At 53.7% G+C, this 20300-nt stretch carries 16 protein-coding genes; 2 read left to right on the top strand and 14 right to left on the bottom strand.

Features of this window, described 5'->3' with window-relative positions:
• Nucleotides 1–2 precede the first annotated feature (2 nt).
• The 10 genes from gmd to WM46_RS02795 form a co-directional block, all read right to left on the bottom strand.
• Nucleotides 3–1124, bottom strand: coding sequence for a GDP-mannose 4,6-dehydratase (gmd, locus tag WM46_RS02840; RefSeq protein ID WP_061074652.1), 1122 nt, complete (start codon nucleotides 1122–1124; stop codon nucleotides 3–5).
• Between the two features lie 144 nt (nucleotides 1125–1268).
• Nucleotides 1269–1814, bottom strand: a complete 546-nt coding sequence (wcaF, locus tag WM46_RS02835; RefSeq protein WP_102601354.1) for a colanic acid biosynthesis acetyltransferase WcaF — start codon at nucleotides 1812–1814, stop codon at nucleotides 1269–1271.
• 16 nt (nucleotides 1815–1830) lie between these two features.
• Entirely contained in the window at nucleotides 1831–2577 is a 747-nt protein-coding gene (gene wcaE, locus WM46_RS02830; RefSeq protein ID WP_102601353.1) for a colanic acid biosynthesis glycosyltransferase WcaE, read from the bottom strand.
• Between the two features lie 13 nt (nucleotides 2578–2590).
• Nucleotides 2591–3811, bottom strand: a complete 1221-nt coding sequence (gene wcaD, locus WM46_RS02825; RefSeq protein ID WP_102601352.1) for a colanic acid polymerase WcaD — start codon at nucleotides 3809–3811, stop codon at nucleotides 2591–2593.
• Nucleotides 3786–5003, bottom strand: coding sequence for a colanic acid biosynthesis glycosyltransferase WcaC (gene wcaC / locus WM46_RS02820; protein ID WP_102601351.1), 1218 nt, complete (start codon nucleotides 5001–5003; stop codon nucleotides 3786–3788). The genes wcaD and wcaC overlap by 26 nt, the downstream gene beginning before the upstream one ends.
• The gene (gene wcaB, locus WM46_RS02815) at nucleotides 5000–5488 is read right to left on the bottom strand and encodes a colanic acid biosynthesis acetyltransferase WcaB (protein WP_061074657.1); all 489 of its coding nucleotides are present in this window, start codon (nucleotides 5486–5488) and stop codon (nucleotides 5000–5002) included. The genes wcaC and wcaB overlap by 4 nt, the downstream gene beginning before the upstream one ends.
• Before the next feature lie 2 nt (nucleotides 5489–5490).
• Entirely contained in the window at nucleotides 5491–6333 is an 843-nt protein-coding gene (wcaA, locus tag WM46_RS02810) for a colanic acid biosynthesis glycosyltransferase WcaA (RefSeq protein WP_102601350.1), read from the bottom strand.
• 135 nt (nucleotides 6334–6468) lie between these two features.
• The gene (gene wzc, locus WM46_RS02805) at nucleotides 6469–8631 is read right to left on the bottom strand and encodes a tyrosine-protein kinase Wzc (RefSeq protein WP_102601349.1); all 2163 of its coding nucleotides are present in this window, start codon (nucleotides 8629–8631) and stop codon (nucleotides 6469–6471) included.
• Entirely contained in the window at nucleotides 8631–9077 is a 447-nt protein-coding gene (gene wzb / locus WM46_RS02800) for a low molecular weight protein-tyrosine-phosphatase Wzb (protein ID WP_061074660.1), read from the bottom strand. Before wzb ends, wzc begins: the two co-directional genes overlap by 1 nt.
• A 5-nt stretch (nucleotides 9078–9082) precedes the next feature.
• Nucleotides 9083–10219, bottom strand: coding sequence for a polysaccharide export protein (locus tag WM46_RS02795; RefSeq protein WP_061074661.1), 1137 nt, complete (start codon nucleotides 10217–10219; stop codon nucleotides 9083–9085).
• Between the two features lie 677 nt (nucleotides 10220–10896).
• Here WM46_RS02795 and WM46_RS02780 point away from each other — a divergent pair.
• Nucleotides 10897–12480, top strand: a complete 1584-nt coding sequence (locus WM46_RS02780; protein ID WP_061074663.1) for a TerC family protein — start codon at nucleotides 10897–10899, stop codon at nucleotides 12478–12480.
• 109 nt (nucleotides 12481–12589) lie between these two features.
• Here the strand turns inward: WM46_RS02780 and asmA are convergent, their stop codons facing one another.
• The 3 genes from asmA to udk form a co-directional block, all read right to left on the bottom strand.
• The gene (gene asmA / locus WM46_RS02775) at nucleotides 12590–14443 is read right to left on the bottom strand and encodes an outer membrane assembly protein AsmA (protein WP_102601347.1); all 1854 of its coding nucleotides are present in this window, start codon (nucleotides 14441–14443) and stop codon (nucleotides 12590–12592) included.
• Between the two features lie 21 nt (nucleotides 14444–14464).
• On the bottom strand, nucleotides 14465–15046 hold the full coding sequence (dcd, locus tag WM46_RS02770) for a dCTP deaminase (RefSeq protein WP_043000174.1): 582 nt from the start codon (nucleotides 15044–15046) through the stop codon (nucleotides 14465–14467).
• A 91-nt stretch (nucleotides 15047–15137) separates the two neighbouring features.
• The gene (udk, locus tag WM46_RS02765) at nucleotides 15138–15779 is read right to left on the bottom strand and encodes a uridine kinase (RefSeq protein ID WP_042318055.1); all 642 of its coding nucleotides are present in this window, start codon (nucleotides 15777–15779) and stop codon (nucleotides 15138–15140) included.
• A 326-nt stretch (nucleotides 15780–16105) separates the two neighbouring features.
• Between udk and WM46_RS02760 the strand changes: the two genes are divergently transcribed.
• On the top strand, nucleotides 16106–19435 hold the full coding sequence (locus WM46_RS02760; protein WP_102601346.1) for a diguanylate cyclase: 3330 nt from the start codon (nucleotides 16106–16108) through the stop codon (nucleotides 19433–19435).
• On the opposite strand, the gene alkA is transcribed toward WM46_RS02760, so the two are convergent.
• The gene (gene alkA / locus WM46_RS02755; RefSeq protein WP_061074666.1) at nucleotides 19403–20272 is read right to left on the bottom strand and encodes a DNA-3-methyladenine glycosylase 2; all 870 of its coding nucleotides are present in this window, start codon (nucleotides 20270–20272) and stop codon (nucleotides 19403–19405) included. The two genes, WM46_RS02760 and alkA, sit on opposite strands and share 33 nt — an antisense overlap.
• Nucleotides 20273–20300 lie beyond the last annotated feature (28 nt).

Below are 20300 nucleotides of genomic sequence, written 5' to 3'. Positions count from 1 at the left end.
TCTCAGGACTCCAGCGCGATGGCGACCTCGTAGCCGTGAGATTTCAGCAGGGAGTGTTTCTTCGCCGCTTCCAGGTCTTTGGCGACCATCTCGGAGACCATCTCCTGCAACGTAATTTCCGGTTTCCAGCCCAGCTTCTCATGCGCTTTGGTCGGGTCGCCCAGCAGGGTTTCCACTTCCGCCGGACGGAAGTAGCGCGGATCAACGGCCACCATCACATCACCCGGTTTCACGCCTGGCGCGTCATGACCGGTGACAGAAACCACAATCCCTTTCTCTTCCACGCCTTCGCCTTCAAAGCGCAGTTTGATCCCCAGTTGAGCCGCCGCCATTTCGACGAACTGACGCACGGAGTACTGCACGCCGGTGGCGATCACAAAGTCTTCCGGCTGTTCCTGTTGCAGCATCATCCACTGCATTTTGACGTAGTCTTTCGCATGGCCCCAGTCACGCAGGGAATCCATGTTGCCGAGGTACAGGCAGGACTCCAGACCCTGAGCGATGTTGGCAATCGCGCGGGTGATTTTACGGGTGACGAAGGTTTCGCCACGACGCGGCGATTCGTGGTTAAACAGGATGCCGTTACAGGCATAGATGCCATAGGATTCACGGTAGTTGACGGTGATCCAGTAGGCATACAGTTTGGCGACCGCATACGGCGAGCGTGGGTAGAACGGCGTGGTCTCTTTTTGCGGGATTTCCTGCACCAGACCGTACAGCTCAGAGGTCGATGCCTGATAGAAACGGGTTTTCTTTTCCAGGCCGAGGAAGCGGATGGCTTCCAGCAGGCGCAGCGTTCCCATCGCATCAACATCGGCGGTGTATTCCGGCGATTCGAAGGAGACCGCCACGTGGCTCATGGCGCCCAGGTTGTAGACCTCATCCGGCTGCACTTCCTGCAGGATGCGCGTCAGGTTTGAGGAGTCCGTCAGGTCACCGTAGTGCAGATGGAATTTCGGGTTGCTCGCATGAGGATCCTGATAGATGTGATCCACGCGCTCGGTGTTAAATGAAGACGCACGACGCTTAATACCGTGAACTTCATAACCTTTTTCCAGCAGAAGTTCTGCCAGGTAAGAACCATCCTGCCCGGTTACACCGGTAATGAGAGCGACTTTAGACATTTTATTACCTCTTTATTATCCCCTAACCCGTTCGGGTTGTAGCAAGGCGGCGACGCAGCTTGTCCAGGCGCTTACTGAAGTAAGTGACTGGGTAAGCGAGGAAAGCCAACACCGCTACAGCCCGAGACATGACGGGGAAACGGATTACTTTTCAACGCGTTCGCGTATCACAACTGCGGGATTACCACGGCAAACCGTGTTTGCCGGTAGCGATTTAAAAACACTGCTGCGCGCACCGACGACAGTGCCATCGCCTATCGTTACGCCTGGCGCCACGAACACATCCGTTGCCAGCCAGCATTTATCACCAATCACAATCGGGGTGGCGTTAATATCAAAATGCGCACTGGTATGATCGTGACTGCCGGTACACAAATAACTTTTCTGCGAAACCACCGCATGAGCGCCAATCGTAATATCACCGAGCGTATATAAATTGACGTCATCCCCCACCCAGGCATAATCGCCAATGGTTAATTTCCATGGATAGGTAATTTTTACCGACGGTCGAATCACTACGTTTTTTCCTATTTTTGCGCCAAACAGACGGAGCAAAAAAGCGCGCCAGCGATACAACACCTGCGGCGACCAGGAAAATAATGTTGCCTGTACCGCCCACCACAATTGCACTTTAATGACATTTCCGCCGCGAAATCCTTTCGGTACGGAGAAACCTCGTAAGTCCTGCATCATTAATCCTTATATTTCAGGCTTTGTTATATAAGGCTTTCGTTTTACCCGTTGTACGTAAGCGTAATAGCTTCGATAATTCAGCCCAAAAACCCGGCACGCGTAATATCTGACGCTGCACTTTTTTGGCGTCTTCGCATAATTCCAGATTATTCGTCGTTGACACGCCACCCATTGAAAATTCAGACACCAGACCGTCCAGTTTTTTAAAGTCATAGCCTTCTTTATACAATCTGGCGGCCAGCGCATAATCGGATGACACTTTATATTGCAGGTCGTAGTGCCAGACCTTTAGTCCCGCCAGTGGGAAAAAGATGGCCTGATGGCTTGCCGGCAGACTGTGATAGATATACCAGCCAGGTTTCGCGCTACGTTTTGTTTTATGGCCATCGCCAAAATCGAGCAGCGCATCACCGGTAATCATCACGTCATCTTTTTGTGTCTGTAACTGACGCACAACATGGGCGACATCTGGATGGAAAATATCGCCGGAGTTGAGAAACAGCGCGAACTTGCCACGCGCCATTTCAATGCCCTTGTTCATCGCATCATAGATGCCGTTGTCCGGCTCACTGACAAAGCGTAACTGATAGTTACCGCAGAGGTTTTCCAGAAATTCTTGCGTACCGTCATTTGAGCCGCCATCCACCACGATCCACTCAAAGCTGATGTCGTTCGCCTTTGCCAGATGCGCCAGAGACGCATGGGTTTTGGCGATGCCGTCCAGATTGCGAAATGCGACGGTGATAATACTGAGCAGCATAGGATTAGCCTCATCATACTTTTGTAATATTCAGCGCCTTGCGCAAAATAAACGGACACACAATTAAAAATGCATATTCCGGGCTAAATATCGAACCGGTAAAAAACAGTGACACCGGTGTAAAAAGATAAAGTTGCACCCGAAAATTCCGATTATCGCCAAATGCGTTTAACGTCATTTTTAAGATTTTCCACATGTACCACAGCGTCATTAACACGGCGAACCAGGAAAAATAAATAATCAGCAGATACAAACCATTGTCTATTGTTTTCCCGACATCTGCACCGTTAAAGATTCCGAATGATGCGACATATTCATAAAGTGAGCCAAATCTGACTACGCCATCAATATGGGTTAAAGAATAACCGACCATCACTAACGGACCGACAATGCGATAATAAGAAGACGACCCTTCCGTACCTAAATCACCCAGACGCGTAGAGATATATGGGAATGCGAATATCACCCCTACTAAAAACACGGCTAATGAGATTATCGCCAGCGGTAGTTTTTTCTTTATCGCATCCTTATTCAGATACTGAAACGCCCATTCCAGCAGGTAAAACAGGATAAATGTCATTACCCCTGAAAACGATCCTGATAATATTATCCCTGCCAGAATCATAGCATCGGTTTTAGGCGTTTTGATACCAAACTGTTTGATGCTGAGCCAAATTGAGATTAACGCCAGAGCAAAAAATGCCGGTTCGAAATAGAGCGCGGTGGTTCGCTTGCCGCCAAATTTAATAAAGTTCAGTACATAGCTATTACTGTAAATAAGATACTTCGAAATTCCTTCCATCAGGCTGCTGCCGCCGGTCAGGATAATTTGCGCCATTTCCGCCGCCGCCAGCATCACCACCAGCGCCACCACCAGATAGAAAAAGCGCAAGATCTTACGGTAGTTATGCGGTGAAATGGTTTTGAAGCGAATGCTCCAGACCATGCCGATAATGATCACGATATAGACAAACAGCATCGTCGAGGTGACGTACTTGCTGGCGTCCAGCGACTGACCGAACAGATAGTTAAACGTCGTAAGCCCTGCCCCAATCCCTAACGCAATCATCAGCTTCTTAATGCTGATTCGCTCAACAAACAGCAGCAACAAAACGGGTAAAAAAGTGACGATGGTGATGGGGAAACTTTCGCCCAGTTGGGCAATTTTGACGTTGACCAGCAGGTAGATCAGCGGTAGCAGCAGATAGCTACAGATTCTGATAGAACGAGACATATTCCTCCAGCATCTGTTGACCACTGTATGCCGCACGACTGCGCTCGCGAAATTCACTGAGCGACGTACCAAAAACCGTCTGTGCGATGTCAGTTTTGTTCAACTGCACCAGTGACAGCACCTCTTCAGCGGCAAACGTTTTTCCGCCCGACTTGTGCAACACCTCTTGCGCCGCGTCGCTGTGAGTGGCGATCACCGGCACGCCGATTGACAACGCTTCACATAAAATCAGCGGGTAGTTGTCCACACGAGAGCTGAACACCAGCGCGTCCATTTGGTTGAGCGCGCTCATCAGCTTGCGTTTGTCGGTTTCGAAGCCGTGATTTACCACGTTTGCCCCGTCAAACGGCGAGAATTTGCCAAAGGTATGCAGCTCAACCTTATCGCCCAACGCCATCATGTCGCGTACCAGACGCTGATTGGTTTTCCCGTCGTAGCGCAGGTCATGAGCCACAATCGCAATTTTCGGTTTCCCCTGCATCTCATTGACCGGAGACAACTCCGCCAGAATCGCTTCGGTTGCCACATCAATACCATTGTTGATAATGCGGCAGCGCCCTGCGCCGTACAGGCTGTTAAACGCATCGGCAACGTGCTGGCTTGGAGAGATAAACCGGCAGCCCAGCACCAGCATCTGGCGGAATAGCTGGCGTTTTCCGTCGACCAGCTCATGCGCACGGTCAACTTTCACCGGCGGGTAATTACTTAGCGTCGGGCATTTCTGGCAGCCGGTTTTCCACCCCTCGCAGCCGTCGGTAAAGGCGCAGCGCCCGGTGACGCTCCAGTGATCGTGTAGCGTCCAGACCAGCGTGACGTCCGGCTTGTGGTTTTTCACCTTTTCGCAGAACGCCACGACGTCAGCCAGATTCAGCCAGTAGCTGTGCAGGACGTGAAAATGCAACACCAGCGGGCCTGACGTGCGGGTCACGGTACGGTAGAGATTGTTCAGATTGCCAAACAGATCGCGATTGAACAGACGAAACAGAGCGATATTAGCCACTGACGTCAGACGCGGCGTCTGTTTGATGACATGGGAATAGTGGCTATGGCTGACGCTCTTTTTCCCGCCTTTGCCGTAGCCGTATATAAATTGCGAAGCCAGCCCTTTTTGCAGCGCGCGCTGATGCAGATCTAATGCCACCCCAGCCGCACCGCCTTCCGCCAGCCGCACATTAAATTGCAGAATATTCATTTAATTACCTTAACCCGGGCCTTCTCGCCCACCACCAACGCATTGTCCGGGATGCTGTCGAGCACCACGCTGCCTGCGCCAATCGTCACGTTATTTCCGATGCGGATGTCACCCAGCACGATCACGTTGGCACCCAGTTCCACGCCGTTGCCAATCACCGGACAGGCCAGGCTCTCCGCCCCGCGATTGCCGAGAGTGACACCATGACGAACCGTGAAATCGTCACCGGCTACCACGTTTTTGTTGATCACTACGGCATAACCGTGATGAATGGTGAAGCGTCGTCCGATGGTAGCCGCCGCCTGAATTTCATAGCCGAACAGACATTCGGTTACCAGCCGATACAGCACCAGCACCGGCGCAGCCCACACATTGTTCAGCACGTTTTTTTTGCGCCAGACGGAGCAGAAATGGGCGACCCGGTAAGCCAGCACCATGCAGCACGGGCGCAGGCTCCAGCTGTTCGCGCGGATATCTTCCAGCATGCTTAACGTCCTCGCAGTCCGTTAGCCAGACGCTTGCCGTTGCGCAGTGAAAACAGCGTCAGCAGCGTGCGCCAGGTCATGCGTTTGTTGCGGATCTGATAGAGCGTAAACAGCTGATATTTCTTGCTGGCGCGGTCAAATTTATCTTTGTGCTTGCGGTAAAAATGGAAGTAACCAGAGAATTTCTTCGGCGATGAGGTGATCTGCATTTCGCCATGATTAATGTGCAGGATCTGCGTCGCCTCCTCCACCTTCCACGGTTCGCCATACTCCACCACCATCCGCAGAAAGATGTCGTAATCCTGCGCGGCTTTCAGTTCGGTATCGAACAGGCACTCTTTAAACCGCCACGCCCAGGTAAAGACCTGATTGCCAATGATGTTGCGTTTATAGAACAGGTGCCGCGAGTAAGGAGATTTCGGATACAGCGGCAGGCTCGCCGGCTGCGAGTAAACTTCGCCTTCGCAGACATAATCGTTGGCGTACAAAAATGCGTGCGTCACCAGTTGATGTTTATGTGCAAGGAACACGCTCAGACGGTTGGGCGTCCACTCATCATCATCATCAATGCCGGTGATGTAATGTCCTTGCGCCTGGACGATGGCTTGATTACGCACCGCGCAGGCGCCAGAGTTGATCGCATTATGGGTATAACGTACGCGCGGGTCGTTTAATCCCTCAACAAACTGCTGTAGCTGTTCATAAGAGGAAGAGCAATCATCAACAATGATCATCTCCCAATGGGGATAGTCCTGGCGCAACACCGATTTAATCGCCCGAATGGCGAGCTGCTGCCGGTTCCAGGTTGGCATATAAATGGAAATCAATGGCTTGTCTGTTTTCATCTTCATTTCCCAGGAAGTCTTGCCGGATGGCCCAACGTGTAAGCCAGATAAGGCGTTTACGCCGCCATCCGGCAGCTATGCCTGATGGCGCTTCGCTTATCAGGCCTGCTGAATTAGCAGGCCACTCACGATTTTTTATTTTGTGTCTGACTTGTATTCGTACTCGTAGTACCCGTAATCCTGATACCCGGTGGCGCGACGGAAGATGGAGTTGAGGATCACCCCTTTCACCTGAATGCCGTTTTGCTCAAAGCGGCCCAGGCTGGTTTCCACCTCTTTCAGGGTGTTGACGGCATAGCGGGCGACCATCAGGATCGTGCCTGCGTGACGTCCGACAATCGCGGCGTCGGTGACAGCCAGGATTGGCGGCGTATCGATCAGCACCAGGTCATAGTGGCTACTCGCCCAACGCAACAGCTCACCAAAGCGCTCGCTCATTAGCAGTTCAGACGGGTTTGGCGGTACCTGCCCGCGCGGTACGAGATCAAAATTAGGAATGGACGTCGGTTTCGCACAGGAGGCGATATCCCCTTTGCCGACCAGAATCTCGGACAGACCGTTGACGTTGTTGGTGCCGAGCAGTTCGTGGGTATAGCCTTTACGCATATCGCAGTCGATCAGCAGCACACGCTTGTTGGTCTGGCTGATCACCGCCGCAAGGTTGGCACAGACAAAGGTCTTCCCGATAGACGGACTCACCCCGGTAAGCATCAGGACATTGTTTTGCGCCTGCATCATGGCGAAGTGGAGGCTGGTGCGCAGACTGCGCACAGCTTCAATCGCCAGATCGGTCGGGTTGCCCACTGCCAGCAGTTGACTCTGCTTGTAACGCTTAACGCCCTTAATGGTCTTGACGCTATCCCGCGCTTTCTGCCATTCCGACAGCGGGATGCTGGCGTACACGCTGATGCCATTCTCTTCCAGCACCTGCGGGCTTTCGATACCGCGGTTGAGCAGTGAACGCAACAGCACGCCAACGATGGAGAGCATCAGGCCCAGAATGATGCTGCCGAGAATGATCAGCGCTTTCTTCGGCTTCAGCACGCCGGGCTGAGCAATCGCCGGGTCAACGATACGTACGTCACCCACGGTGCTGGCCTCGGTGATCTTCAGCTCCTGCTGTTTGTTCAGCAGCTGCATGTAGACCTGCTGACCCGACTCAACGTCACGCGTCAGGCGCACAATCTCCTGCTGCGTTTTCGGCATCGCCGTCACGCGTCCGTTCAGTTTGGCTTTTTCATCTTCCAGCGCCTGACGTTTTTCCAGCAGCGTGCGGTACGCCGGGTGCGCTTTGGTGAAGAGCTTAGAAATTTCCGCTTCTTTAAAGGTCAGTTCGTTGAGCTGCGCATCGATGTTAACCATCGAGTCCAGTACCGCTTTGGCTTCCAGCGGTAAATCGACGGAATCTTTATCCTGACGGAAGGCATTCAGTTTATTTTCCGCCACGTCCAGACGATTTCGCACCTCCGGCAACTGTTTCGCCAGGAAGGCCAGACTCTTCGCCGCTTCTTCTGATTTACGCTCAACGTTCTGTTCCAGGTAGTTGCGGGTAATACTGTTGAGGATGTCGCGGATCTGTTCGCGATCCTCACCGGTAAAGCTCAGGCTGAGCACACCGGTATCCTTGCCGTTTTCCGCCACCGTCAGGTTGTTTTGCAGGTTATTGATCATCCCCAGCGTGGAGAATTTAGTGACGGTAAATTCAGTATCCGGGCGGGCATGAATTTCACTGACCACCAGCGTAACGCCGTCTTTACTCAGGGTTTGACCGAGTTGGCCACGCGCGCTGAAACCACCGTCGCTGCTGAGCTCATAGCTTTTATCGTTCAGCACCTTGAGGGTGAAGATCTGCTCGTTCATCCCTTTCGGCAGGGTAAAGGTGGTGACTTTTGCCGATTCATTCTGTCGCCCCATCAGCCGTTCCCAGCCCGCGCCAAACAGCGGGAAGGTGTTTTTGGTGACCGAAATATCCAGATCCAGATCGTCCACCGTTTTGCCTAAAACCAGACGCGACTGGATTAGCTGAATTTCCGCTTCCGAGGCGGGCGGCTTGTTGGATAACGCAGAGCCGATATCCTGCACCAGCGAGTTGCCGGTGTTTTGTTCAATCTGTACCAGCGCATCCGCACTGTAGATAGGCGTAGCGAAGAGCGTGTAAATCACCGCGCACAGCGCAAAAACCGCCGTAATGCCCAGCACCCACCAGCGCGCTTCAATGACGGTTCCCACCAGACGACCGATATCGATCTCATCATTGCCCGTTACCGGAGCGGCAGACTGTTTTACTTTTTCTGTCATTATTTTACCTGCTCTGCGTTCAATGCCTGCGCCCACTGGCGAGCAGACCGTTCAAGTAATGCGTACACCGCTTCAAACGCCTCACGGCTTTTGCGATACGGGTCGGGAATTTCGCGCTCATCGTCCCAGTGACCGAAAAGCATGACCTTGCCACGCATCTCGGGCGCCAGTTCGTGCAGAGAGGCGATATGTCTTTTTTCCATCGCCAGGATCAGGTCATAGCCACGACACAGTCGTCCGGTGACCTGCCGTGCGCAGTGTCCTTCGAGAGAAAGTGCATGGCCGGCTGCGACACTCATCGCCGAGGCGTCAGCGCCTTTTCCCACCAACGCGCCCAGACCGGCGGATTCCACCGTTATCTGCGGGTGATACTGTTTAAGCAGGCGTTCTGCCGTCGGGGAACGGCAAATGTTCCCCACGCAAACCACTAATATTTTGTTAAACATGACGATTACCAGTTATGAAGGTCGCTGGCCGTATCCGTCATGTAACGGACACCGCTGATGGTCGGCAGCAACTGATTGATCAGACGGTTCCAGCGCGCGACCGGTGCAGTGGTGACATACACCACGTCATACGGTTGCAGACGGAATTCCGTCGCCATGACCAGAGAGGTCGCATCAGACATATCGAGCTGATAGATGTTGGCAATCTTGCCGCCCGGGCCTTTGCCTTTCAGCGGACGGATCACGAAGATGCCGCTGGCGTTGGAGGTGGTCAGATCGATACCTTCGGCGTTACCCAGTGCTTCGGTCAGCGTCATGCCGCTGAAGTCCATTTTGAGGGTGCTCTGTTTTTTCACTTCACCCATCACGAACACTTTCAGGTCGTCATTGCGCGGCACGTAGAGAATATCGCCCGGATAGAGCAGACGGTTCTGGCTGAGATCGCCGTTTTGCATCAGCGCCTGCAGCGAAATACGTTGTTCTTTGCCCTCGTGCGTCAGCACCACGTTGCGCCAGTCAGCCACTTCCGTCAGGCCGCCGGCGGCGTTAATGGCGTCCAGTACGGTCAACGGCACGTTGGTGATCGCCTGCTGCCCGGATTTATTCACCTGCCCGGAGATGTAGGCTTTTTGCGAACGAAAAGCGGCGATATTAACGTCCACCTGCGGGTCAGCAATGTACTTCGCTAAGCGCCCGGTAATATCACTGCGGATCTCTGCCAACGTTTTTCCGACCACGCTGACCTTGCCGATGTAGGGATAAAACATCGTGCCATCGGGCTGAACCCAGTTGCCGGTATCGCTGGAGCTACGGTATTGCCCCGCTGGCGTGGTGAGTTCCGGGTGATCCCAGACGGTCACACTCAGCACGTCCCCCGCGCCAACGCGGTACTGATAGCTGGCGAGCTCCTGGTCCAGCGACATATTCGGCTGGGCAACATTCGGGCGCGGGCGTAATTGTTCTACCAGTCGCGGCGTGAGTGGATACACGTTAACCATCCGGTCGAGATCAAAATCAGCGTCTTGCTGTTTAATCACGTCTTTGCCCATCGTAGACATATTGCTGCCCGGAAGTACTGTGCAACCGCTTATCAAGGTTACCGACACCAATAATGGCATCAATTTCATTTTGGATTTCATCATTGATTATTTATCACTTTGGCAGAGTAATTATCCTGTGCAATTTAAATAGCAACTTCGCCGTACACATTTACATTGCAGTTAATTGAAAAGAAATTTAACTGGCATCAGTCCTAAAAAAATTGAATTCATCCGTAAGCTATTGACAGAATAATGCAGACTCGTCATCAGGCATTCAGGCACGCTACCGCCCCTGGCTTTTTAGCTACCAATACACTGATTAGATTATGTTTTTGTAAGCCTTGTCATTTCGCGCTTTTGTCGTAACTGAGAAAGCGTTAAGGCATTCTGAATGTCAGCCATTAATGAACCGGGATCCCACGTAATATATTTTCGCTTCCATCATTAACGCTGGAAGAATTGTTACAGCTAACGTAATTGCAGGCAAGGTAACAAGCCTGCTATTCTCTGTTTTTAAGATTAATATTAAGCGATATATTGGCCTGTTTTTAGGAATTACTTGATGTTGACAGAATCTATTTCCTCCATTCATCCTGCGATATTTCCTAAATAGCTTTTTGCCATATTTAATTATTCCCGGCAGAAACTTTATGGTTATTTTCAGCGCAATCAGCAAGGTGAATACGTGAGAAATCCCTTCTCGCCATTGCATTTTCCGCCCGCTTTATCCATGATCGAATTGTGACAATTGTCATATAACGAAAGGTATTACGTTTACTATGGAATGGATCGCCGATCCGTCAATCTGGGCCGGACTGGTCACGCTGGTCGTGATCGAATTAGTCCTCGGCATTGATAACTTAGTCTTTATTGCCATCCTCGCAGAAAAACTGCCGCCTGCGCAGCGCGACCGTGCGCGCGTGACCGGGCTTATCCTGGCAATGCTGATGCGCCTGCTGCTGCTGGCATCGATCTCGTGGCTGGTCACGCTAACCAAACCGCTGTTTAGCGTGCAGGGGCTGAGCTTTAGCGCCCGCGATTTGATCATGCTGTTTGGGGGCTTCTTCCTGCTGTTTAAAGCCACGATGGAGCTGAACGAACGACTCGAAGGGAAAGACAGCGACAACCCCACTCAGCGTAAAGGGGCGAAATTCTGGGGCGTGGTGGCGCAAATTGTGGTGCTGGATGCCATCTTCTCGCTCGACTCCGTGATCACAGCCGTCGGTATGGTGGATCACCTGGCGGTGATGATGGCGGCGGTGATTATTGCCATCAGCCTGATGCTCCTGGCGAGTAAGTCACTCACCCGCTTTGTGAACAGTCACCCGACCATTGTCATCCTCTGTCTCAGCTTCCTGCTGATGATCGGCTTCAGCCTGGTGGCGGAAGGCTTCGGCTTCCGGATCCCGAAAGGGTATCTGTACGCCGCCATTGGCTTCTCGGTGATGATCGAAGCGCTGAACCAGTTGGCTATCTTTAATCGTCGTCGTTTCCTGTCGGCCAATCATACCCTGCGCCAACGGACGACCGAGGCGGTCATGCGTCTGCTGAGCGGACAGAAAGAAGAGGCCGAACTGGATGCGGAAACCGCCTCCCTGCTGGTTGACCATGACGACAGCCAGATTTTCAACCCGCAAGAGCGTCGGATGATTGAGCGGGTGCTCAATCTCAATCAGCGTACGGTCAGCAGCATTATGACCTCGCGCCACGACATCGAGCATATCGACCTCACCGCGCCGGAAGAAGAAATTCGCTCGCTGCTGGAAAAAAATCAGCATACGCGCCTGGTGGTGACCGGTGGTCACGATGAAGAAGATCTGCTGGGCGTGGTGCACGTTATTGACCTGCTGCAGCAGTCGCTGCGCGGTGAACCGCTCAACCTGCGGGTATTGATTCGTCAGCCGCTGGTGTTCCCGGAGACGCTGCCGCTGCTTCCGGCGCTGGAGCAGTTCCGCAATGCGCGGACGCACTTTGCTTTTGTCGTCGATGAATTCGGTTCGGTGGAAGGGATCGTGACGCTCAGTGACGTCACGGAAACCATCGCCGGTAATCTGCCGAACGAGGCGGAAGAGATTGATGCCCGCCATGACATCCAGAAAAATCCGGACGGCTCATGGACCGTTAACGGCCACATGCCGCTGGAAGATCTGGTGCAATATGTCCCGCTGCCGCTCGATGAAAAACGGGAGTATCACACCATTGCGGGTCTGCTGATGGAAGAATTGCAGCGCGTGCCAAAGCCGGGAGAAGAAGTTCAGGTGGGCGATTTCCTGCTCAAAACGTTGCAGGTGGAAAGCCATCGCGTACAGAAGGTTCAAATTGTGCCGTTACGCAATGAGGACGAGATGGATTACGAGGTTTAACATGAAACGATGCCGGGTGACGAACGCGCCGCCCGGCATATGATCATTATCCGTTTCCAGGTCGGATAGGACACGGAGCGTCGCCATCCGGCACACACACCCTGCCGAATCAGAGTTTATCCAGCAGCTTCTTCACATCTTTGCCGTTGCGGGAATCTTTATTGCGTTCCGCCCAGTCATTCAGACGACGCTTCGCTTCATCCTGCATATGCTTACGCAGTAACTGATCCACCTGCAGATTGTAATTCAGCGCCTGCCAGTTGCCGTAAACCCGCAGCGGAACCGGAGTCGCCTTCAGGAAATCGATCAGCTTGCTTTCACCTTTCCAGCCGTCCAGCACCCGCACGTTAAACTGCGTGTCGCAGGTTTGCCCGACCAGGTCGAGCGTTCCCTGCCCCGTCAGGGACAGCATCGCGGACTCGCCTTCCATGTTATCCAGCGTCAGTTTACCGTGATCCAGCGTCAGGTCCGTTACAAAGCGGGCCAGACGCGTTGCGTTATCAACGCTTTGCATCGACTGTACATCGCCGCCGCTGCGTTCCACAGCCTGCTGAATCAACTGCTGAAAGTTCATGCCCTCCATCCGCGTGTCGCGCATGTCAACATGGGCTTTCCCCTGCCAGCTGTGACGGAATGACTGGGCATCGATATCCGCACCGGAGAAATCCCCCGCCAGCGACATCTTGCCGGTCAGGGCAATCGGGTAGTTGAATGCTTTAAGGATCGTACCGATTTCGACGTCGTCCAGACGCGGCTGGAACACCATTTGCGGCGTTTGCGCACGCGTATCCAGCGTCCCCGGCAGCGATATCATCCCGTCATCGAGTTTACCTTGCAGTTCGGCGATCGTCAGCACGTCGGACTGATTGGTCATACGGCTGCTGACGTGGGTAAAATTCATTCCACGCCAGGTCACGGTATCCGCTTTCAGCGCGATATCGGCACTAAAGCCTTTCAGGCCCTGATAGGCGGGTTCATCCACACGACTTGAAATCACCGGACGCGCCAGCGGCGGCTGACTTCCCCCCTGCGCCGCCGCACCGTTGGCGCTGCTGGCATTTTCGGGCGGCGCTAACAGGTTATCCAGATTCAGGCGGGCAAATTGCAGATTGACGAGCCACGTGGGTTGTTCCTTCAGCGTCACCTGCACGTTTCCGGCCAGGGCGCTGTCGTTCGCCGTCACGTTGAGTTGGCTGAAGGTGAGCGCTTTCTTCTCTTCCTGCCACTGCGCCTGCAGTTGTCCCTGACCCTGGATGCCCTGTTTCGGCAGATCGGCGCCCTGCAACTGCCAGCTTAACTGTTGAATGCCCGCGGTTAAGTTATGCGGATAATCGGACGCGTCAACGGTGCCGTTGAAAGCAAGGGTAAGGTCGCGCTGGTCGCGATTCACGCGGCCTGAAAATTCGAAGGAGCCGCGATGCTGCGCATCCTGTTCCATCTGTAGACGAATATCGCGAACGGTTACCTGTTCATCATCTTCATGCTGAAAGACCAGTACGCTGTCCGCCACACGCAGACTGGCGACATCAAACGACCAACCGCGATCTTCGGCAACATCCGGCAACGTGTTGTCTTTCGGGGCCACCGGGGCGTTTTCGCGGCGTACCGCTTCCGTTTGCGGCGTTAGCTGAATCACCGCGCCTTTGAGCATCACCTGTTTGACACTGAGCTGATGACTCAGCAGCGGCCACAGTGCGACATCCAGGCGCATATTATCCGCACGAACCAGCGGTTCACTGGCCCCTTCCGCGGTTAACACCATGCGCCCGGAGAGGATGCTGAGCTGCGGCCAGACGTGCCAGCGCAGTGGGCCGTCCAGTTGCAGTTGATAACCGCTTCGCGCAGCCACCTGTTGCACCATATAGGCGCGGAAATCGTTCGGATTGACTAACAATACTAACGCGGAGAAGCCAGCCACCAACACGACCAGCAAAATCATCAGCGTCGTCAGAAATCGTCTCATGCTATCCTCAATGGATTAGACTCAGTCTTTATCAATCCGGCTGGCGACAGCGCCCTGCTGATCGCGATACTTCGCATCTTCACGACGGTTGTAAGGTCGAAGCGCAGGCCCCGATAGCGGCTCGAAACTTAACGCGCCGATCAGCATCCCCGGGCGCAAAGCCAGCGGTAATTTACCGGAATTATAGAATTCCAGTACGATACAGCCAGACCAGCCCGGATCGATACGGTGCGCGGTCACGTGAACCATCAGACCAAGGCGCGCCAGCGAAGAGCGCCCGTCCAGCCACCCCACCAGGTCCGCCGGCAGGGTCACCGACTCATAAGTCACTGCCAGCGCCAGTTCGCCCGGATGCAGGTAAAATGCATCCCCTTCCGCCAGGACTATCTCATCGCTCATTACGCGATCCAGCGCAGCGCTCACTTCCGCTTTCGGTCCGCTTAAATCGATAAAGGCAGCGGTATGTCCACTAAATGTACGAAATTTATTGCCCAGGCGCACATCCACGGTTGCGCCATTAATGCGCTCAACGGGCGGACGCGGGTTGATCGACAAACGGCCTTCATCAAGCCAGGCTTCAATATCTCGGTCACACAGACGCATGGCACTTTCTCCTTTCGTGCATCGGGCGCTTAACGCATTGTGCATTAAGGGCAAACCAGGTTATCACTGAACGGTACACAATTCGCCGGGCTTATTCAAAGAACTGACTGATTTTCGCTTTCAGAATATCAATGGCGATGCGATTTTTCCCACCGCGCGGCACGATAATATCGGCGTACTGTTTAGACGGTTCAATAAATTGCAGGAACATCGGACGCACGGTCTTCTGATACTGCGCCATGACGGAATCCATCGAACGACCGCGTTCGTTAACATCACGCTTGATACGGCGCATCAGGCAGATATCCAGCGGGGTATCGACAAAAATAGAGAAGTTCATCTCTTCGCGCAAACGCGCGTCGGTCAGCAACAAAATCCCTTCAAGAATGATGACTTTTTTCGGCTCAACGCGAACCGTCTCTTTCATGCGGGTATGTTCAACGTAGCTATAAACCGGCAACTCAATCGCCGAACCCCGTTTGAGGGCCTGCAGGTGCTGAAACAGGAGGCTGTGATCCATCGCATTCGGATGGTCGTAGTTGGTTTTAACGCGTTCTTCCATCGACAGATGGCTTTGATCTTTGTAATAGCTGTCTTCGGGAATAACGCCGATATGTTCGTCACCGACTTGTTCACGCAACTCGCGATAAAGGGTACTGGCAATAAGACTCTTGCCGGAAGCCGATGCGCCAGCAATACCGATAATGACGCACTGATGGGACTGATCAGTCATAAATTTAGCGACCTGAATAACCTGGTTAGGAAAGACGACGCCGCATGGGCGTCAAACGCGGCAATTATAGGGATTTCGCGCGTGCGATACCAGTCGAGATAGCAGGGAGTGTATTTAGCGCCCAATGTTTCCCTGTCGCAAATTTATTTGTTCAGATTTGGAGCAACCCGCGGAATTAACCCGATTTCGCAGTAATTAATCGCCATATAATGTCAAATTATGAGCAACCGGGATATAAATTGTAAATTGTTTGTACTAGCATAAACAGAGAATACTACGATGCGTCCGGGCGTTCCGCGACGTTCCGGCCACTCGGATACAGGGTAATGAGTAAACCATCCCAACATGTTTTAGTTACCTTGCCGCATCCTCTGCTGCGCTTCGTCAGTTTAGGGCTGACGGCTTTTATTTTTACCCTTTTCTCACTGGAATTATCCCAGTTTGGTACCCAGCTCGCCCCGCTCTGGTTCCCGACGTCGATCATGATGGTGGCCTTTTACCGTCACGCCGGACGGATGTGGCCGGGAATTGCGCTCGCCTGTTCGTTAGGGAGCATTGGCGCATCGCTGGTCCTGTTTCCGCCCAGCGCGCTGAATTTTACCTACACGGCGATCAACATCATTGAAGCCGCGGTCGGCGCAATGCTGCTGCGTAAGCTGTTACCCTGGTACAATCCGTTGCAGAATCTCAATGACTGGATACGTCTCGCCTTCGGCAGTGCGGTTATCCCGCCGCTGTTAGGTGGCATTCTGGTCTGGATGCTATCGCCGCATGAAACGCCGATGAAAGCGTTTCTGATTTGGGTGCTGTCGGAGTCCATCGGCGCTCTGGCGCTGGTGCCGTTGGGCTTATTGTTCAAACCACACTACCTGCTGCGTCACCGCGACCCACGACTGCTCCTTGAAACCCTGCTGACGCTGACGGTGACCCTGATCCTGAGCTGGTTTGCCATGAAATATGTTCCATGGCCCTTCACATTAGTGATCGTGTTGCTGATGTGGAGCGCCGTGCGATTACCGCGGATGGAAGCCTTCCTCATCTTCCTCGCCACCGTCATGATGGTGTCGCTGATGATGGCGGCCGACCCGTCACTGCTGGTTACCCCCAAAGTGCATGTCATGAACAACCTGCCGTGGCTGCCGTTCTTAATGATTTTATTGCCGGCGAATATCATGACCATGGTGATGTATGCTTTTCGCGCCGAGCGTAAGCACATTACGGAAAGCGAAGAACGTTTTCGCAATGCGATGGAGTATTCGGCGATCGGCATGGCGCTGGTCGGTACGGAAGGACAATGGCTGCAGGCCAACAAAGCGTTATGCCAGTTTCTTGGCTACAACCAGGATGAGTTGCGCGCGCTGACCTTTCAGCAACTCACCTGGCCGGAGGACCTGAATAACGATCTGGAACAACTCACCATGCTGGTGAGCGGCGACATTAATAGTTATTCAATGGAGAAACGCTATTACACCCGGGCGGGTGAGGTCGTCTGGGCGTTGCTGGCCGTCTCGCTGGTCCGCCATCCTGATGGCACGCCGCTTTACTTTATCGCGCAAATTGAAGACATCAACGATCTCAAACATACCGAATGGGTTAATAAGCGGCTGATGGAACGCATCACGCTGGCAAACGAAGCTGGCGGCATTGGGATCTGGGAATGGGAACTGCAACCCGACGTCATCAGTTGGGATAAGCGCATGTTCGAACTGTATGAGGTTCCCGCCCATGTTAAGCCTACCTGGTCGGTCTGGTACGACTGCGTTATCCCGGAAGACCGCGAGTATGCGGAAAAAGTGGTTCGCGACTCCTTAGCCGCGCGCCTGCCCTTTAAGATGGAATTCCGCATTGCGGTGAAAGACGGCGTCCGCCATATCCGCTCACTGGCGAATCGGGTGTTAAATAAAGACGGTGAAGTCGAGCGACTGCTCGGTATCAATATGGACATGACCGAAGTGAAGCAGTTGAATGAAGCGCTGTTTCAGGAAAAAGAACGTCTACACATTACCCTCGACTCCATCGGGGAAGCGGTGGTGTGTATTGACGTTGATATGAAGGTGACCTTTATGAACCCGGTCGCCGAGAAGATGAGCGGCTGGCAACAAGAGAATGCCATTGGCGTGCCGCTGTTGACGGTACTGCGGATCACCTTTGGCGATAACGGTCCGCTGATGGAAAACATCTACAGCGCCGATATGTCCCGTTCCGCTATCGAACAGGATGTGGTTCTCCATTGTCGCAACGGCGGCAGTTACGATATTCACTACAGCATAACCCCGCTCAGCACCCTGGACGGCGGTAATATCGGTTCGGTGCTGGTGATTCAGGATGTCACCGAGTCACGTAAGATGTTGCGCCAGCTGAGCTACAGCGCCACCCACGATGCCCTCACCCACCTGACCAACCGGGCCAGCTTTGAAAACAAACTGAAGCTGCTGCTGCAAACCGTACGCAGTGCGCATCAGCGCCACGCGCTGGTCTTTATCGATCTTGATCGCTTTAAAGCGGTAAATGACAGCGCTGGTCACGCGGCGGGCGATGCGCTGCTGCGCGAACTGGCGCAACTGATGCTCAGCATGTTGCGTTCCAGCGACGTGCTGGCGCGTCTGGGCGGCGATGAGTTCGGCCTGCTGCTGCCGGAGTGCAATATCGAAAGCGCACGCTTTATTGCCACGCGGATCATTAACGCCGTCAACGACTACCACTTTATGTGGGAAGGCCGCCTGCATCGCATTGGCGCCAGCGCCGGGATCACGCTCATCGACGAGAACAACTGTCAGGCGGTTGAGGTGATGTCGCAGGCGGATATTGCCTGTTATGCCTCTAAAAACGGCGGGCGTGGTCAGGTAACCGTGTATGAACCGCAGCAGGAACTGGCGCATCACGAACGCGCGATGATGTCGCTGGATGAACAGTGGCGGATGATTAAAGATAACCACTTGCTGATGGTCGCCCGCGGCGTCGCGTCACCACGCATTCCCGAAGCACGTAATTTCTGGCTGATCTCGCTGCGACTGTGGACCAGTGAAGGTGAAGTCATGGAAGAGCAGGCCTTTCGGGCAAGCTTAGCCGATCCGGCACTCAGCCATGCGCTGGATCGTCGCGTGCTCCATGAATTTTTCCATCATGCGGCGCCAGCGGTTGCCAGCAAAGGACTCAGCGTCGCTCTGCCGCTTTCGGCGGCGGGATTAATCAGCACAACGCTCATTGACGAACTTCTGGCTCAACTGGAGCAGAGCGCTCTGCCGGGACGCTTGCTACATCTGATTGTGCCTGCGGAAGCGCTGTTACTACACCCGCAGGAGAGCACCGCGGCAATCCAGACATTACGCCAGGCAGGGTGTCACATCATTGTGAGCCAGATTGGCCGCGATCTGCAGATCTTCAATCTGATGACCAAAAGTATGGCGGATTACCTGCTGCTCGACAGTGAATTGAGCGCCAGCATTCACGGCAACATGATGGATGAAATGCTGGTGTCGATCATCCAGGGTCACGCCCAGCGCCTGGGGATGAAAACCATTGCCGGGCCGGTGCAAACGCCGATCGTCATGGATACGCTGTCAGGTATTGGTATCGACCAGATTTATGGCGACATCATCGCCGACGCGCAGCCGCTGGATCTGCTACTCAACACCAGTTACTTCGCGATCAACTGACGGCTGCCATCCCTCGGTATACCAGATGTGCAATAACGCGTAGGAGCGCCAGGGTTTCCAGCGCTCCGCATAGCGACGGATCTGCGCAGGCGTCATTCCCGGAAAACGTTGTTTGATCAGATAGTCGTCAGGCAAAAACACATCCTTCGCCTGCCAGCCGCGCAGGGCAAAATAGTTTGCCGTCCAGCGACCAATCCCCGGAAATCCCTGTAGCGTTTTAATTCCCTGTTCAATATCTTCCGGCGGCTGAGTTACCAGTATCCCATCCCGCGCGGCCTGCGCCAGATGGATAAGCGCGTTGGCGCGCATCAGCGGCATACCCAACGCTTTCAGGTCCAGCGGATCGGCTGCGGCCAGCTGTTCAGGCGTTGGGAAACAGACGTATTCCGGGGCGTCCGCTAACACGTCGCCATACCATCGTGCGACCTTCGACGTCAGCTTTGCCGCCATCGCCACACTCACCAGTTGGCCAAGAATCGCCCGAACGCCCTGCTCAAAGGCGTCCACTGAACCTGGCAGGCGCAGCCCAGGGCGCGCCGCGCCCAGTTCACCTAACGCATGGCTGATCTGCTGCGGTTTACAGCGCAAATCAAACAGTCGCTCCATTTTTTCAAGGCAAATATCCGCGACCGGCAATAACCCTTCACTCAACGTGACCTGAAGCGTGTTTGTCACCGTGTCGGGGACGACAGTGATAATTCCCGTGTGTTGCCCTATCGCCAGACTCCGCGTGTAGCGTAACGCCTCTACGGTTTCCACACCGTTGACCGCACGGGCGGCAAGGAAACCCAGCATCCATGACCAGTCATAAGGCGGTTGCCAGCTCAGGGTAAACATCATTCTCTCCTTTTTCTGCAAACCTTCA

The sequence above is a fragment of the Citrobacter freundii complex sp. CFNIH2 genome (assembly GCF_002880615.1).
GTDB lineage: Bacteria > Pseudomonadota > Gammaproteobacteria > Enterobacterales > Enterobacteriaceae > Citrobacter_A > Citrobacter_A amalonaticus_F.
The sequence above is the reverse complement of the archived record's forward strand: the minus strand, read 5'-3'. Positions and strand labels throughout refer to the sequence as shown.

Excerpts from the sequence above, each read along its gene's own strand:
- gmd (WP_061074652.1), bottom strand. The coding sequence starts at position 1,124 with ATGTCTAAAGTCGCTCTCATTACCGGTGTAACCGGGCAGGATGGTTCT.
- wcaF (WP_102601354.1), bottom strand. The coding sequence starts at position 1,814 with ATGCAGGACTTACGAGGTTTCTCCGTACCGAAAGGATTTCGCGGCGGA.
- wcaE (WP_102601353.1), bottom strand. The coding sequence starts at position 2,577 with ATGCTGCTCAGTATTATCACCGTCGCATTTCGCAATCTGGACGGCATC.
- wcaD (WP_102601352.1), bottom strand. The coding sequence starts at position 3,811 with ATGTCTCGTTCTATCAGAATCTGTAGCTATCTGCTGCTACCGCTGATC.
- wcaC (WP_102601351.1), bottom strand. The coding sequence starts at position 5,003 with ATGAATATTCTGCAATTTAATGTGCGGCTGGCGGAAGGCGGTGCGGCT.
- wcaB (WP_061074657.1), bottom strand. The coding sequence starts at position 5,488 with ATGCTGGAAGATATCCGCGCGAACAGCTGGAGCCTGCGCCCGTGCTGC.
- wcaA (WP_102601350.1), bottom strand. The coding sequence starts at position 6,333 with ATGAAAACAGACAAGCCATTGATTTCCATTTATATGCCAACCTGGAAC.
- wzc (WP_102601349.1), bottom strand. The coding sequence starts at position 8,631 with ATGACAGAAAAAGTAAAACAGTCTGCCGCTCCGGTAACGGGCAATGAT.
- wzb (WP_061074660.1), bottom strand. The coding sequence starts at position 9,077 with ATGTTTAACAAAATATTAGTGGTTTGCGTGGGGAACATTTGCCGTTCC.
- WM46_RS02795 (WP_061074661.1), bottom strand. The coding sequence starts at position 10,219 with ATGATGAAATCCAAAATGAAATTGATGCCATTATTGGTGTCGGTAACC.
- WM46_RS02780 (WP_061074663.1), top strand. The coding sequence starts at position 10,897 with ATGGAATGGATCGCCGATCCGTCAATCTGGGCCGGACTGGTCACGCTG.
- asmA (WP_102601347.1), bottom strand. The coding sequence starts at position 14,443 with ATGAGACGATTTCTGACGACGCTGATGATTTTGCTGGTCGTGTTGGTG.
- dcd (WP_043000174.1), bottom strand. The coding sequence starts at position 15,046 with ATGCGTCTGTGTGACCGAGATATTGAAGCCTGGCTTGATGAAGGCCGT.
- udk (WP_042318055.1), bottom strand. The coding sequence starts at position 15,779 with ATGACTGATCAGTCCCATCAGTGCGTCATTATCGGTATTGCTGGCGCA.
- WM46_RS02760 (WP_102601346.1), top strand. The coding sequence starts at position 16,106 with ATGAGTAAACCATCCCAACATGTTTTAGTTACCTTGCCGCATCCTCTG.
- alkA (WP_061074666.1), bottom strand. The coding sequence starts at position 20,272 with ATGTTTACCCTGAGCTGGCAACCGCCTTATGACTGGTCATGGATGCTG.